Genomic DNA, 14,888 nt, shown 5'->3' on the forward strand with positions numbered 1-14,888 from the left:
ACGCACCCCGCCGGGGAACCGGCGGGGTGTACGGACGTTCAGCCAGCTCTGGCTAGAGCTTCTCGATCGGCGCGATCTTGATGAGCAGCTTCTTGCGGCCCGCGGAGTCGAACGCGATCTCGGCGATGCGCTTCGCGCCCTGGCCGGTCACCGCCGACACGGTGCCCTCGCCGAAGTCGACGTGCTTGATCCGGTCGCCGGCGACGAGTTCCATGTCGCCGTTGTCGCGGACCTGGCCGGACACCCGGTTCGCCCACTCGGTCTTCGGGCGGGTCTTCGACGCAGCGGCCGCGCGGTCGTACGAGCCACCGCCCCAGCCGCCACCGCCGCGGTAACCACCGCCACCGCCGCCGCCGATGCCGCCCTCGCGCTTCGCGTTGAGCGCACGGGGCTGCGTGCCACCACGGCTGTTCGCCATGCCCGGCGACTGCTTCCACTCGATGAGCCCCTCGGGGATCTCCTGCAGGAAGCGCGACGGCATGGCGACGTTGACGTCACCGAACTGGGCGCGGGTCATCGCCAGTGACAGGAACAGGACCTTCTTCGCACGGGTGATGCCGACGTAGAACAACCGGCGTTCCTCCGACGGACCACCCGGTTCGTTCGCGGACATCCGGTGCGGCAGCAGGTCTTCCTCGACGCCGGTCAGGAACACAGCCTCGTACTCCAGCCCCTTGGCCGTGTGCAGCGTCATGAGCGACACGGTGCCGGACGAGTCGTCGAGCTCGTCCGCCGCTGCGACCAACGAGACCTCGGTCAGGAAGTCCGTCAGCGTGCCCTCGGGGTTGTTCTTCTGGAACTCGCGCGTCACCGCCACGAGCTCGTCGATGTTGTCGGCCCGGGCGGCGTCCTGCGCGTCGGGCGACTTCCGCAGGTTCTCGAGCAGGTGGGAGCCGTCGAGCAGCTGGGTCAGGGTGTCGACGACCGGCTGCGTCGGGGCCTTCTCGGACACGGAGTCCAGCAGCGCCGCGAACTCGGTGATGGCGTTCCGCACCTTCGGCCCGAAGCCGAGCTCACCCGCGTGCCGCAGGGCATCACGCATCGTGGTCTCGTGCTCGTCGGCGTAGCGCTGCAGGGTCGTCTCGGTGACGGAGCCGATGCCGCGCTTCGGCACGTTGAGCACACGACGGAGCGCCATCGGGTCGGCGGGGTTCGCCACGGTGATCAGGTACGCCATGGCGTCCTTGATCTCGGCGCGCTCGTAGAACTTCGTGCCGCCGAGCACCCGGTACGGGATCGCGGCACGGATGAAGATCTCCTCGAGCGCACGGGTCTGCGAGTTCGTCCGGTAGAACACCGCCATGTCGCGGTAGTCCATGCCGTCCTCGCGCAGGCGCTGGATCTCGTCGGCGACGAACTGGGCCTCGTCGTGGCCGGTGTACCCGGTGAAGCCGACGATCTTCTCGCCCGCGCCGACGTCGGTGAACAGGTTCTTCGCCTGACGGTCGAAGTTGTTCGCGATGACGGCGTTCGCGGCGTCGAGGATGGTCTGCGTCGAGCGGTAGTTCTGCTCGAGCAGGATCACCTTCGAGTTCGGGAAGTCGCGCTCGAACTCGACGATGTTGCGGATGTCGGCCCCGCGGAACGCGTAGATCGACTGGTCCGAGTCGCCCACGACGGTCAGGGACGCTCCGGCGATCGACCCGTCGCGCTCGCGCATGCGGGCGACGTGCTGGCCGGAGTCCTCGAGCTTGTCGACCTGCTCGACCGGCACCGGACGCGTGAGCTCGCGGATCAGGGAGTACTGCGCGTGGTTGGTGTCCTGGTACTCGTCGACGAGGATGAAGCGGAAGCGCCGCTGGTAGAGCGCAGCGACCTCGGGGAACGCGCGGAACAGGAAGACGGTCTGGCCGATGAGGTCGTCGAAGTCGAAGGCGTTCGCCCGGCGCAGGTCGTTCGTGTACCGACGGAAGACCTCGGTGAACATGACTTCCTGCGGGTCGTTCACGTTGATGTTGCGCGCGTACGAGTCGATGTCCTGCAGCTCGTTCTTGAGCTTCGAGATCTTCGACGCCGCGGCGCCCACCGTGAGCCCGAGCGTGTCCGCCTCGAGGTCCTTGATGATCCGCTTCAGCAGGGCCTTGGAGTCGGCGGAGTCGTAGATCGTGAACGACTGCGCGAACCCGAACCGCTCCGCCTCGCGCCGGAGGATGCGCACGCACGCCGAGTGGAACGTCGAGATCCACATGCCGTCGGACTCGCCACCCACCAGGGCCCGGACGCGCTCACGCATCTCGGCCGCGGCCTTGTTCGTGAAGGTGATCGCAAGGATCTGCGACGGCCAGGCTTCACGGTTGGCGAGCAGCAGCGCGATGCGGCGCGTGAGGACGCTCGTCTTGCCGGATCCGGCACCGGCCACGATCAGCAGGGACTCGCCGCGGTACTCGACGGCTTCCTTCTGCTGGGGGTTCAGACCCGCGGTGAACGGGTCTTCGTACGCACGGGCACCGGCGCCCGGCTCGGGCGTCGATTCGAAGGGGTCGAGCACGATCGTCATGTTCGGGACAGTCTAAGCGGGACCCCCGACAGCCGACCGGGCGAGGACCGCCAGGTCGGTGTGGTCCGCGAACACCCCGTCGAGGCCGGTCCGGATCACCGAGGTGTACCAGCGCTCCCAGTCGCCGAAGGCCGCGACGTCCCCACCGCGGCGCAGCGGCCCGGGCAGGAACCGGTTCTCCGGTCGGAGCGTCCACGTGTACACCGCGAGGCCCACGGCGTGCGCCCGGTCGACGATCGCGCTCCGGACCGGCGTCGGGTCCTCGAGCGCGACGCTGTCCACCCCGGCCATCAGCGTGCCGAGGTCGACGCTGATGCCGTGGAACTCGGTCGCGAACGACGCGAGCGCGTCCTCGGAACGCTCCGCGGCGTAGGTGGGGGCGAGCGATCCGTGGGACGCGACCTCGTCGGCGGCGCTGCCACGGGCCTCCTGGAGGTACACCAGCCGACCACCCGTGTGCCGCTCGCGCAGGTCGCGGAGCACGCCCTTCTCGAAGCTCTCGACCGTGAGCCGCTCGTCACGGCGCCACCCGGCGTCACCGAGCGCGCGGTCGACGAGTTCGCCCATCGGGAAGCCCGCGCGGTCGAAGAACGCCGCGTGCTTGACCTCGGCGACCAGCCCGACCGGACGAGGCGCGGCGTCGAGGATCGCGAGCAGGTCCTCGAGGCGCAGGACCGGCTCCTCGCCGTCGTGCTCGGCCGACCCGGGCCGCAGCGCGGGAAGACGTTCCCGGGTGCGGAGCGTCTGCAGCTCGGCCCAGGTGAAGTCCTCGGTGAACCAGCCGGTCAGGCTCCGGCCGTCGACGGTCTTCGTCGTGCGCAGGTGCCGGAACGCCGGGTGGTCCGCGACGTCGGTGGTGCCGGACACCTCGTTCTCGTGGCGGAGCACGAGCACGCCGTCCTTCGTGGGCACCAGGTCCGGCTCGATCGCGTCGGCACCGAGCTCGATGGCGAGTTCGTACGCGCTCCGCGAGTGCTCGGGGCGGTAGCCGGACGCACCGCGGTGGGCGATCACGAGGGTCATGGCGCGACCCTACTGGGCCAGGGTGACGGCGGACCGTCCTGTGTCGCGGGACACACGCGCCCGGCCGGAGCCCGTGCATCTCAGCATCGGCGCTGACCATCGCTGCATGACCGTCCGATCGCTCTCCACCGCCGTCGAGGCCCGGATCGACCGTGCCGCCCGCCGACTGCTCGACGCCGGGCACCAGCCGCACCGGCCCGTCCGGCTGTTCGTCACCGAGTTCCTGGTGTTCGGCGCGAAGCAGGCGTGGGCGTGCGCGTTCGGGGCGCTGCTGCTCGGTTCGATGGCCGTGGCCTCGCTGACCGTGCCGGCGGCGTTCCGGAACGACGCGCTGACCGTCGTGGCGGTGCTGCTGCAGCTCGGCATGCTCGTGTTCGGGCTCGAGACTGTGCGGGAACTCCGGGTCGTCCTGCTCTTCCACGTCGTCGGCACCGCCATGGAGGTCTTCAAGACGCACATGGGCTCGTGGTCGTACGAACCCGGCGGGCTGTTCGTGATCGCCGGGGTTCCGCTGTTCTCCGGGTTCATGTACGGCGCGGTCGGGTCGTACATGGTCCGCGTGTACCGCCTGTTCGACCTGCGGTTCGACCGGTACCCGCGGCAGTGGCTGCTCGCCGTCGTCGCTGCCGGCGTGTACCTGAACTTCTTCGGGCACCACTTCCTGCCCGACGCCCGCTGGGTCCTGCTCGCACTCGTCGTCCTGCTCTTCGCCCGCACGACCATGCACGTCCGGATCCACCGAGCGACGATGCGCATGCCGGTGCTCGTCGCCATGGGACTCGTCGCCGTGTTCATCTGGTTCGCCGAGAACGTCGCGACCTGGGCCGGAGCGTGGAGCTACCCCGCGCAGCTCGCCGTCTGGCACCCGGTGGCCCCGACGAAGATCGTCGCGTGGTTCCTGCTCATGACGATCTCGGTCGCGCTCGTCACCTGGCTCTACCCGGCGGTGCCGTCGGGCTCGGCGCTGCCGTCCGGCTCGGCGCGTTGGACGGCGGACTCTCGACGACTTCGAGGCGCGCGCGCAGCGGGTGCCCATAGGCTGCCGTCGTCAGGGCCTCCGGGCCCGCGTCCGCTCGCCGCGAATCCTCAGCCTTCCGCGACCGAGCGCACCTAGGCTGAGAGGACTCATATCTCCTAGGAAGAGGACACCATGGCCTTCAAGCCCGGTTTCGACCAGTCCCCCGCCTTCAACGCCCAGGGACCCAACACCTGGGGCGGGCGTGGCGCTGGTCAGCAGCAGGCCGGCTGGGGACAGACCCCGCAGCAGGCACAGGGCGGGATGACCCCCGAGCAGCTGCAGTACATGTACGACCGCCCGGCGGCATCGACGGTCGACACCGACCGCATGTCGTACGAGGACACCATCGTCAAGACGCTGCTCGCCTTCGGCGTGCTCGTCGTCGGTGCAGTGGCCGGTTGGAACCTGCCCCCGATCGTCTGGATCATCGGCGCCGTCGTCGGGTTCGTCCTGGCGCTCGTGAACATGTTCAAGAAGAAGCCCTCACCGGGCCTCGTCCTGGCGTACTCCTTCGCCCAGGGCCTGTTCGTGGGTGGCATCTCCGGCGCGTACAACTCGATGTGGGGCGGCATCGTCACCCAGGCGGTGTTCGGGACACTCGGTGTCTTCGCCGTCACGCTCGCGCTGTTCGCATCGGGCAAGGTCCGCGCCACACCGAAGGCCACGCGCTTCTTCCTCGTCGCCATGGTCGGGTACATGGCGTTCTCGCTCATCAACCTGGTCCTGATGTGGACCGGGGTGACGAACACCGCGTTCGGTGCCCTCGGGATCACCGTCTTCGGCATCCCGCTCGGCGTGATCATCGGCATCCTCGTCGTGGTCATGGCGGCGTACTCGCTGATCCTCGACTTCGACCAGATCCAGACCGGTGTCCGTCGTGGAGCTCCCCGCATCTACGCCTGGACCGCGGCGTTCGGCCTGATCATGACGATCGTCTGGCTGTACCTCGAGATCCTGCGCATCCTCGCCATCGTCGCGAGCAGCGCGCGCAACTAGTACCACCGCGTACACGAAGGGCCCCGGCGCTGCCGGGGCCCTTCGTCGTTCCCGGGGCGCTGTGGGCGGGAGCGGCGGCAGCGCCAGTGGTCGCAACACCCCGCCGGTCGCCCGGCGAGTGGTCACGAAGTGTCGCCCGGTTCGGGGCCAATCGACAGTTCGTGACCGCTCGGCACCGGGCCCGCGGGGTGTTGTCGCCACTCGACCACCCCCAGCAGCACCCATTCCCCCGGCAGCGCCGCCCCCGGACGCGCGGAGGCCCGGCACGCAGGGCGTGCCGGGCCTCCGGTCGTTCAGGGGAGCGTCACTCCCACTCGATCGTCCCCGGCGGCTTCGACGTGACGTCGAGCACGACCCGGTTGACGTCGGGCACCTCGTTCGTGATGCGGTTCGAGATCTTCGCGAGCACGTCGTACGGCAGGCGCGTCCAGTCCGCGGTCATGGCGTCCTCGGACGAGACCGGACGGAGCACGATCGGGTGCCCGTACGTGCGGCCGTCACCCTGGACACCCACGGAGCGGACGTCGGCGAGCAGGACGACCGGGCACTGCCAGATCTCCCCGTCGAGGCCCGCTGCGGAGAGTTCCTCGCGCGCGATCTTGTCGGCGGCACGGAGCAGCTCGAGTCGCTGCTTGTCGACCGAACCCACGATGCGGATGCCGAGCCCCGGTCCGGGGAACGGCTGGCGGCCGACGATGACCTCGGGCAGACCGAGCTCGCGACCGACGGCACGGACCTCGTCCTTGAAGAGCGCACGGAGCGGCTCGACGAGCTCGAAGGTCATGTCCTCGGGCAGGCCGCCCACGTTGTGGTGCGACTTGATGTTCGCGGTACCCGCTCCGCCGCCGGACTCGACGACGTCGGGGTAGAGGGTGCCCTGCACGAGGAACTTGACCTCGCCGTCGTCACCGTCCCCACGCGCCTCGAGCACGAGTGCCTCGGCCGCGGCCTCGAACGTGCGGATGAACTCGCGCCCGATGATCTTGCGCTTCTGCTCGGGGTCGCTCACACCGGCGAGGGCGTCGAGGAACTGCTGCTCGGCGTCGATCGTGATGAGCCGGACACCGGTGGAGGCGACGTAGTCCTCTTCCACCTGCTTGCGCTCGTCGGCACGGAGGAGCCCGTGGTCGACGAAGACGCAGGTGAGCTGGTCACCGACGGCCTTGTGCACGATGGCTGCGGCGACGGCGGAGTCGACACCGCCGGACAGCCCGGCGATCACGCGGTTCGACCCGACCTGGGCCTGGATCCGGGCGACCTGCTCGTCGATGACGTTGCTCGAGTTCCAGTCGCCGGGCAGACCGGCCGCGCGGTGCAGGAAGTTCTCGAGGACGGCCTGGCCGTGCTCGGAGTGCTTCACCTCGGGGTGCCACTGCACGCCGTAGAGCTTGCGCTCGTCGGACGCGAAGGCCGCGACGGGGGTCGACGCGCTCGACGCGAGGACCTCGAAGCCCTCGGGGGCCTTCGCCACGGAGTCGCCGTGCGACATCCACGTGACCTGGGACCCGGGCTGCCCGCCGAGCAGGACGCTGTCGGTGCCGCTGACGTCGACGGACGTCGCGCCGTACTCACGCAGGCCGGTGTTCGCGACCTCGCCACCGAGGGCGGTCGCCATGGCCTGGAAGCCGTAGCAGATGCCGAGCACGGGGACGCCGAGGTCGAGGATGTCGCCGTCGAGGGTCGGTGCACCTTCTTCGTACACGGACGACGGACCACCGGACAGCACGATGGCTGCGGGGTCCTTCGCGCGGATCTCCTCCGCCGTGATGGAGTGCGGGACGATCTCGCTGTAGACGTTCGCTTCACGGACCCGACGCGCGATGAGCTGCGCGTACTGGGCCCCGAAGTCGACGACGAGGACGGGACGCTGTTCGGTCTCGCTCACCGAGCGGCCTCCTTCTCACGCTGCTGGGCAGCGATCAGCTCGTGGTAGGTGTCCATGGCCTTCTGCTGCATGCGGTGTTCGACCACGAAGGACATGAACGGGATGATGCCACCGAGGGCGATGAGCAGGAAGCGGGAGGGCTTCCAGCGCATGATGCTCCACAGACGGAAGTCCGTGAAGAGGTAGAGGACGTACAGCCAGCCGTGCGCGATGAGGATCGCGATCGACAGGTTGAACGTGCCGGGTGCTTCGCCGGCCGTGCCGTTCGGCACGAAGAACGGGCCGTTGCCGAGCTGCATCTCGAGTTGGAGCGGCGTGTACTTGATGATGACCTCGATCACGAGGGCCAGCAGCAGCACACCGGTGATGTACGCGGAGACGCGGTACCACTTCACCGCACCCGGGATCTTCGGGATGTCGCGGGTTCGGACGGTCAAGGCCATGACGACCAGCCTACCGTCGGTCCGCGAGTGCCCCGTCGACGCTGAGGGCAGCCTCACGCCGCTCCTCTTCCTCGCGCTCCCAGGCGTCCTTCACGAACCGGTACCAGAGGAACACCGCGAAGCCGGCGAAGACGACCCACTCGATCGCGTAGAACAGGTTCAGCCAGTCGAACTGGACCTCGCGCGACGGCGCCCGGTCGGCGATGGTGCCGAGGTCGGCGGCCTGCGCGGTGGCACCGTCGGCGACGACGTACCCGAGGTACATCCGGTCGTCGAACGCCTTCCAGGTGTTCACGAAGCGCGCGGGTGCCACGGCGGAGTACTCCGCCTGCTTGTAGGTGTCCTGGTCGGGCGACTCGGCGGGGTAGTACCGGCCCTGCACCGTGAGCGTCTGCCCGTCCGTCAGGCGGTCACCACCGGCGACCGCAGCCGACCGTTGGTCGGACCACCCGATGACGACCGGGAGGCTCGCCCCACCATCCGAGTCCACCAAGTGCCCGACGGTCTGGTACGTCCCACCCCCGGTGCGGCCGGTCAGGATCGTGGTGTCGCCGGCGACGAACGTGCCGGTGACGGTGACCTTCTGGCCGGCGATGGTCTCGCTCGCGGGTTCTTCCGGGGCGGTGACCGCCTCGAGCGTCTTGCGGGTCTCGGTGGTCGCCGGCAGCGGCTTGCCGTTGGCGATGCTCCGCTCGAGCTGCCACTTGCCCAGCCCGGCGAACACCGCCGCGAGCACGAGCGCCAGCAACAGCAGCGCGATCCACCTCGGTCGTCGGGCAACGGCCCACATCTGTATCAGTACTCCGGATCGCGCTGTCGGACCGGACGCTCAGGGCGCTCGGTGGGGATCTCGACGGGCGACGTGACGGGTTCGTCGGTCGCCTCCGGTGACCCATTCTCCTGCTCGTCCCTGCCAGCGGCCTCCACGAGCGCGAACTCCTCCGCGAACTGGCGGTCCCGCTCGGCACGGCGGACCGCGGCGGCGGACGCTGCCTCGGCCTCCTCGGCCTCTGCTGCCTCGGCGGCGGCAGCCGCAGCGACCGCACGGCGACCACCGAGTCGTCCGCGCAGGCGGGCGAGGCGGGCGGGGCGCACCACGAGGCGGCCGATCCGCTCCGAGTTCACCGCGAGCAGCGGCCCGAGGATCGCCATGACGAGGACGTAGAGGCCCGCGAACGCGGTGATCCGGGCCTCCAGTCCGGCGGCAGCCGAGAGCGTCGCGAGGATCAGCGCGAACTCGCCACGGTTCACCAGGATGACGGCGGTGTTGATCCCCTGTTGGACGTTGAAGCCGTTCATGCGCGCGACGATCTGCCCGGCGACCGCGTTGAGCACGACCGTCATGCCGATCGCACCGAGGACCGGCCAGAGCACCTCGCCGAAGGTCGACAGGTCGAGGCCGAGGCCGAAGTTCACGAAGAAGAACGCGGCGAAGACGTCACGCATCGGCAGGGCGAGCTGTTCGATGCGGTCGCGGTACCGGGTGGCGCCGCAGAGCAGCCCGATGACGAACGCGCCGATGGCGTCGGTCACGCCGAGCAGGTCGCCGATGCCACCGAACATCACGGCGAGCCCGAAGAACAGCACCGTGAAGAGTTCGTCGTCACGCGTCGCGAAGATCTTCGACACCCACTTGCCGGCGAACCGGGCGAGCGTGAACATCACGATGAGGAAGCCGAACGCGAGCGCGAGCTTGCCGACGACGGCCCAGGCGTTGGTGTCGCCGGACAGCACGACGGAGACGATCGCCAGGTAGACGGCGATGAAGACGTCCTCGATGACCGTGACGCCCAGGATCATCGGGGTCTCGTCGTTCGCGAGTCGTCGCAGCTCGATGAGGAGCTTCGTCACGATCGCGCTCGACGAGGTGGCCGTCATGCCCGCGATGATCAGGGCTTCTCGGGTGCCCCAGCCGAGCGAGAAGCCGAAGGCGAACCCGACGCCCATGTTGATGACGACGTAGGTGCCGCCCGACACCAGGAGCTTGCCGGCGTTGCCGTAGAACTCCTCTTGGTCGAACTCCAACCCGAGGTTGAACAGCAGCAGGATGAGCCCGAACGTCGCGATGAGCTCGATCGTGTGCGACTCGACGTTCAGGCCGATCCACGGCGTGTGCGGGCTCGCGATGAGCCCGACGATCATGTAGATCGGGATCGCCGGCAGACCGATGGTCTTGCCGAGCCGCCCGAGCACGTAGGCGATGACGAACAGCACACCGATGGTGAGCAGTTCACCGCCCAGGTGCATGCGCTAGCTCTTCCGCGGGGCCTCGGCCGATGCGGCCGCAAGCTCTCCGCTGCGGTAGAAGGAGAAGGCCTTGGCGACCTTCTCGGGGGAACCGGCGACGACGATGGTGTCACCGGGGAAGACGACGAAGTCCGGCGAGGGTGCCGGGTTGGCGCTGTCGCCACGGACCACGGCCACGACGGTCAGGCCGATGAAGCCGGAGTCGTGCAGGTCGCCGAGCGGCTTGCCGGCGATCGCGTCGTCGTAGTCGACCGAGAACCAGTCGATGGACAGCCCGGGGATCTCGTCGAGCTTGTCGAGGCCCTCGGTGATCCGGGTGCCGCCCAGGAGTTCGGCGAGGGTGTGCGCCTCGTCCTCGCTGAGGCGCAGCGAGACCTTCTCGGACTTGTCCGCGCCGTCGGAGACGTCGGCGAACGAGATGAGGTCGGAGTGACCCGACCGGTGCGTGATGACACCGCACTTGCCACCGTCGTCGGTGTAGAAGCTGTGCAGCACGCCGACTCCGGGGAGTTTGACGCGATGGACGTCGACCATGATGGCTCCCTTTTCGAGTACGCCCATGCTAACCACCGCACGGCCCCGCGCATTCCGGTCGCTACTGTTCTGTGGATGGGGAGAACTCGGATCGTCGTCGGTGTCGTCGGGACGCTGGTCGTCACGCTGTACGCGGGGTTGCTGGCGCTCAACGCGCTCGTGCTCGATCCGCTCGGCGCGGTGCCGGGGCAGTCGCTCGGTGCGATCTACGGCCACCTCGACGCGCAGGGGTACCGGGTGCGGACCGACGTCGTGGCCGTGCTCGTGATCGCGGCGGTCGGCATCGCGTTGGCGGTCACGGTCCTGATCGTGACGCTGGTCCGGCGGACGATGGCGCACTTCGCTGCCGCCTGGCTGCTGGCGATCGTGGCCGCCGGCGCCGTCCAGGTGTTCGGTTCCGGTTTCCAGCTCGGGATGGACGTGGCCGACGGCTACGGCATCGGCGGCGAGGACCACACCATCTGGGCCGGTGTCCTCTACGTCACCAGCCTCATCGCGCTGCTCGCGATCCCGGTCGTGCTCGTGGTCGGCGAGCGACGCCGTGGCCGCGCCGTGTCGGGGACGCTGACCGCCTGACGGACACACCACGGGCCTCCCGTCCGGTGTTCCCGGTCGGGGCCCACGCCGCCGGTTCCGGGGCGACGCGCCAGCGGCGTCACGGCCGTGCCGGTGGGGAGAAGCCCGTGGCCGCGTCCGCAACGCGCGGTCGCTACTCCGGCTCGCTCGTCTTCTCCCCCACCCCCTGCTCGTCGGACGCCTTCGCGCCCTCGGCGCCGCTGCTGCGGCCGCCGCCCACGACGACGTCGTCCTCGTCGAAGCCGAACGCGATGTCCGGTGCCTCGAGCCGCACTCGGTCCGCGCTCTCGTCGTCGGGCTGCAGCTGCGACTCGCGTTCCGCGGCCACACGCTTCAGGTAGTTCGACACCTCGTGTTCGGAGGTCTCCTGGTCCCAGCCGAGCACGTCGGCCATGAGCTTCGCGGCGACCGGGGCCGCCGACTCACCACGGTCCCAGGCCTCGATCGAGATGCGGGTGCGGCGGGCGAGGACGTCCTCCAGGTGCAGGGCCCCCTCGTGCGAGGCGGCGTACACGACCTCGGCACCGATGTAGTCGTCGGCTCCCGGCAGCGGCTCGGCCAGGGTCGGGTCCTGCTCGACGAGCTGCAGCACCTCGGTGGCCAGGGTGCCGTAGCGGTTCAGCAGGTGCTCGATGCGGACCTTGTGCACGTTGAAGCTGCGGGCGGTCCGTGCGCGGCGGTTCCACGCGGCCGGGTAGCCCTCGGCGCCGAGCAGTGGGATGTCCTCGGTCGTCGACGCCGGGATCTTGCCGTCCATCGCGGCGACGGCCTCGTCGATGGCGTCCTTGCCCATCACCCGGTAGGTGGTCCACTTGCCGCCGGCGACCACCACGAGCCCGGGCACCGTGTGCGCCACCACGTGTTCGCGGCTGAGCTTCGAGGTCTGGTCGGACTCCCCCGCCAGCAGGGGACGGAGGCCGGCGTAGACGCCCTCGACGTCCTCACGGGTGAGCGGGACGCGGAGCACCTTGTTGACGTGCTCGAGGATGTAGTCGATGTCGGCCGCGGTCGCCGCCGGGTGCGCCTTGTCGAGGTACCAGTCGGTGTCGGTCGTGCCGACCAGCCAGTGCCGGCCCCACGGGATCACGAACAGCACGCTCTTCTCGGTGCGCAGGATCATGCCCATGTTCGACTGGAACCGGTCGCGCGGGATGACCAGGTGCACGCCCTTCGACGCCCGCACCTTGAACTGCCCGCGGGTGCCGATCATCGCCTGGGTGTCGTCCGTCCAGACGCCCGTGGCGTTCACGACCTGCTTCGCGCGGATCTCGAACCGCTCGCCGGTCTGGATGTCGTGGGCCTGGGCGCCGACCACGCGCTCCCCCACCTTGATGAAGCCCTCGATCCGGATCCGGCTCGCGGCGTGCGCACCGTAGGACGCCGCCGTGCGGACGAGCGAAGCGACGTAGCGGGCGTCGTCGACCTGGGCGTCGTAGTAGGTCATGCCGCCGACGAAGGCGTCCTTCTTGAGCGACGGCATGGAACGGAGCACCTGCGTGCGGCTGAGGTGCCGGTGGTGCGGGACCCCGGGCGGACGACCGCCGGACCAACTGAAGGCGTCGTACATCGCCATGCCGATGCCGATGTAGAACCGTTCCCACACGCGGTGGTTGAGCGGGTAGAGGAAGCGCACCGGCTTCACCAGGTGCGGGGCGATCCGCTGCAGCAGCAGGCCGCGTTCGATGAGGGCCTCGCGCACGAGCCCGAAGTTCAACTGCTCCAGGTAGCGGATGCCACCGTGCACGAGCTTCGACGAACGGCTCGACGTGCCGGAGCCCCAGTCACGGGCCTCGACGATGCCGACGGTCAGGCCACGGGTGACGGCGTCGAGCGCACTGCCCGCACCGACGATGCCGCCGCCCACGACCAGGACGTCGAGTTCCTTCGTCTTGAGGGTCTCGATCGCCGCCGCGCGTTCGTCGGGGCCGAGCTTGGCCGCGGGGTCGAACCCCGCCCCCGGCACGACGTCGCCAGGACGTCCGGCCGAACTGGTCTGCTTCGTGGTGCTGGACTTCGCCATCGTCGCCTCCGGGTCACGGTCGGCGCCGAAGCGTCACCCGCGTCGGTGCGCGGGTGCCACCAGGATCACTGGTGGTACGGCGCCACGACCACTTCTACTCGCTGGAACTCCTTGACGTCGGAGTATCCGGTCGTCGCCATCGAGCGGCGCAGCGCACCGACGAGGTTGGCGCGGCCGTCGAACGTCGGGGTCGGGCCGTTCAGCACGTTCTCGAGCGGGGCGATCGTGCCCACCTCGACCCGGCGGCCTCGGGGCAGCTCCGGGTGGTGCGCCTCGGCACCCCAGTGGAAGCCGCCGCCCGGTGCCTCGGTGGCACGGGCGAGCGCGGTGCCGAGCATGACGGCGTCTGCACCGACCGCGATCGCCTTGACGACGTCGCCGGCGGTGTCGAGACCGCCGTCGGCGATGACGTGCACGTAGCGGCCACCCGACTCGTCGAGGTAGTCACGACGCGCACCCGCGACGTCGGCGACCGCGGTGGCCATCGGCGCGTGGATGCCCAGCGCGGCCCGCGTGGTGGACGCAGCACCGCCGCCGAAGCCGACGAGGACGCCGGCAGCACCGGTGCGCATGAGGTGCAGCGCCGACGTGTACGTCGAGGCACCGCCCACGATCACGGGGACGTCGAGCTCGTAGATGAACTTCTTGAGGTTGAGGGGCTCTTCGTTCTGCGACACGTGCTCGGCCGAGACCGTCGTGCCGCGGATGACGAACAGGTCGACACCGGCGTCGACGACCGTCTTCGAGAACTCCTGCGTGCGCTGCGGGCTGAGCGAGCCGGCGACCGGCACCCCGGCGGCACGGATCTCGGCCAGGCGCGCGGTGATCAGCTCCGGCTTGATCGGCTCGGAGTAGATCTCCTGCATGCGCTTGGTGACGTTGCCGTCGGTGAGCGACTTGATCTCGTCGTAGTAGGGCGTCGGGTCCTCGTAGCGGGTCCACAGCCCCTCGAGGTCGAGGACGCCCAGGATGCCGAGCTTGCCCATCTGGATGACCGTGGCCGGCGAGGACACGGAGTCCATCGGCGCGGAGAGGATCGGCGACGCGAAGGTGAACGCGTCGATCGACCACTGCACGCTGACGTCGCGCGGGTCACGCGTGCGCCTGGAGGGGACCACCGCGATGTCGTCGAACGCGTACGCCCGACGTCCGCGCTTGCCTGCACCGATCTCGACTTCGCTCACCCGGCAAGCCTACCGGGCAGGTCCGGGGGCGTGCACGGACCGGACGGTGCGGTCAGCGGCTGGCGGCCTCGCACCGTGCGAGGGGCGCCGCGCGTGGTGCGAGGTCAGCGGGGGCGGCGCGGGGTCCGGCGTCGCTTGCGGAGCACCCGCAGCACGAAGCCGAGCAGGAGCGCGAGCACCACGAGCACAACCAGGAGCGCAGCCGCCACCTTCACGAGCAGCGCCGCACCGACGAACAGCGCGATGAAGACCACCCACACCAGGGCGTCCATCGCGCCCGCCGACAGTCTCTGCACCTGCGGAACGATACCGACCCGGCGGACGCGGGGCGGGCCTCCCGGCAGAACCGGAGCCGGCCACGCACCGGGGTGGGCCAACAGACAACCGCATGCAGGAGCGGGGCCGTGCGGCGCGAAGCGACCACGCACGGCCCCACCCGTCGCGGATACCACCCCCACAGCGGTA

13 protein-coding genes are annotated in these 14,888 nt (G+C 69.6%); 3 read left to right on the forward strand and 10 right to left on the reverse strand.

All coding sequences use genetic code 11. The annotated features are described in order from the left end of the window. Positions 1 to 52: 52 nt before the first annotated feature. Both ACIPV1_RS14815 and ACIPV1_RS14820 read right to left on the reverse strand, forming a co-directional pair. Positions 53 to 2,497: an ATP-dependent helicase gene (locus ACIPV1_RS14815; protein ID WP_123293192.1), complete on the reverse strand. Its 2,445-nt coding sequence runs from the start codon at positions 2,495 to 2,497 to the stop codon at positions 53 to 55. Positions 2,498 to 2,509: 12 nt separating this feature from the next. Beyond that, the gene (locus ACIPV1_RS14820; protein ID WP_402726720.1) at positions 2,510 to 3,520 is read right to left on the reverse strand and encodes a glycerophosphodiester phosphodiesterase family protein; all 1,011 of its coding nucleotides are present in this window, start codon (positions 3,518 to 3,520) and stop codon (positions 2,510 to 2,512) included. Positions 3,521 to 3,626: 106 nt separating this feature from the next. Here ACIPV1_RS14820 and ACIPV1_RS14825 point away from each other — a divergent pair, with 106 nt between their 5' ends. Next, positions 3,627 to 4,634, forward strand: a complete 1,008-nt coding sequence (locus ACIPV1_RS14825) for a DUF817 domain-containing protein (RefSeq protein WP_402726721.1) — start codon at positions 3,627 to 3,629, stop codon at positions 4,632 to 4,634. A gap of 36 nt (positions 4,635 to 4,670) precedes the next feature. Further along, positions 4,671 to 5,534, forward strand: a complete 864-nt coding sequence (locus tag ACIPV1_RS14830; protein WP_194671721.1) for a Bax inhibitor-1/YccA family protein — start codon at positions 4,671 to 4,673, stop codon at positions 5,532 to 5,534. A 304-nt stretch (positions 5,535 to 5,838) separates the two neighbouring features. Here ACIPV1_RS14830 and guaA read toward each other — a convergent pair whose 3' ends face one another. The 5 genes from guaA to ACIPV1_RS14855 are packed head-to-tail and all read right to left on the reverse strand — an operon-like array spanning position 5,839 to position 10,643. Next, the gene (guaA, locus tag ACIPV1_RS14835) at positions 5,839 to 7,419 is read right to left on the reverse strand and encodes a glutamine-hydrolyzing GMP synthase (RefSeq protein ID WP_123936938.1); all 1,581 of its coding nucleotides are present in this window, start codon (positions 7,417 to 7,419) and stop codon (positions 5,839 to 5,841) included. Continuing rightward, the gene (locus ACIPV1_RS14840) at positions 7,416 to 7,862 is read right to left on the reverse strand and encodes a DUF3817 domain-containing protein (protein ID WP_111083416.1); all 447 of its coding nucleotides are present in this window, start codon (positions 7,860 to 7,862) and stop codon (positions 7,416 to 7,418) included. The genes guaA and ACIPV1_RS14840 overlap by 4 nt, the downstream gene beginning before the upstream one ends. Positions 7,863 to 7,872: 10 nt before the next feature. Continuing rightward, a complete protein-coding gene (locus ACIPV1_RS14845) occupies positions 7,873 to 8,652 on the reverse strand; it encodes an SURF1 family cytochrome oxidase biogenesis protein (RefSeq protein ID WP_123671443.1) in 780 nt (259 codons plus the stop codon). Between the two features lie 5 nt (positions 8,653 to 8,657). Then, on the reverse strand, positions 8,658 to 10,109 hold the full coding sequence (locus ACIPV1_RS14850) for a cation:proton antiporter (protein ID WP_132099123.1): 1,452 nt from the start codon (positions 10,107 to 10,109) through the stop codon (positions 8,658 to 8,660). A 3-nt stretch (positions 10,110 to 10,112) separates the two neighbouring features. Next, a complete protein-coding gene (locus tag ACIPV1_RS14855) occupies positions 10,113 to 10,643 on the reverse strand; it encodes a cation:proton antiporter regulatory subunit (protein ID WP_071260110.1) in 531 nt (176 codons plus the stop codon). 75 nt (positions 10,644 to 10,718) lie between these two features. Here ACIPV1_RS14855 and ACIPV1_RS14860 point away from each other — a divergent pair, with 75 nt between their 5' ends. Further along, positions 10,719 to 11,219 carry a hypothetical protein gene (locus ACIPV1_RS14860; RefSeq protein WP_402726722.1) on the forward strand — a complete coding sequence of 167 codons (501 nt, stop codon included), beginning with the start codon at positions 10,719 to 10,721 and terminating at the stop codon, positions 11,217 to 11,219. A 133-nt stretch (positions 11,220 to 11,352) separates the two neighbouring features. Here ACIPV1_RS14860 and ACIPV1_RS14865 read toward each other — a convergent pair whose 3' ends face one another. The 3 genes from ACIPV1_RS14865 to ACIPV1_RS14875 all read right to left on the reverse strand — a co-directional run bounded on the left by ACIPV1_RS14865 (position 11,353) and on the right by ACIPV1_RS14875 (position 14,719). Next, complete coding sequence (locus ACIPV1_RS14865) at positions 11,353 to 13,239, reverse strand: glycerol-3-phosphate dehydrogenase/oxidase (RefSeq protein ID WP_402726723.1); 1,887 nt, start codon at positions 13,237 to 13,239, stop codon at positions 11,353 to 11,355. Positions 13,240 to 13,304: 65 nt separating this feature from the next. Then, complete coding sequence (locus tag ACIPV1_RS14870; RefSeq protein ID WP_123293181.1) at positions 13,305 to 14,423, reverse strand: GuaB3 family IMP dehydrogenase-related protein; 1,119 nt, start codon at positions 14,421 to 14,423, stop codon at positions 13,305 to 13,307. Positions 14,424 to 14,527: 104 nt separating this feature from the next. Beyond that, the gene (locus tag ACIPV1_RS14875) at positions 14,528 to 14,719 is read right to left on the reverse strand and encodes a hypothetical protein (RefSeq protein WP_123936942.1); all 192 of its coding nucleotides are present in this window, start codon (positions 14,717 to 14,719) and stop codon (positions 14,528 to 14,530) included. Positions 14,720 to 14,888: the final 169 nt, after the last annotated feature.

The sequence above is a fragment of the Curtobacterium sp. NPDC089991 genome (assembly GCF_044748425.1).
GTDB lineage: Bacteria > Actinomycetota > Actinomycetes > Actinomycetales > Microbacteriaceae > Curtobacterium.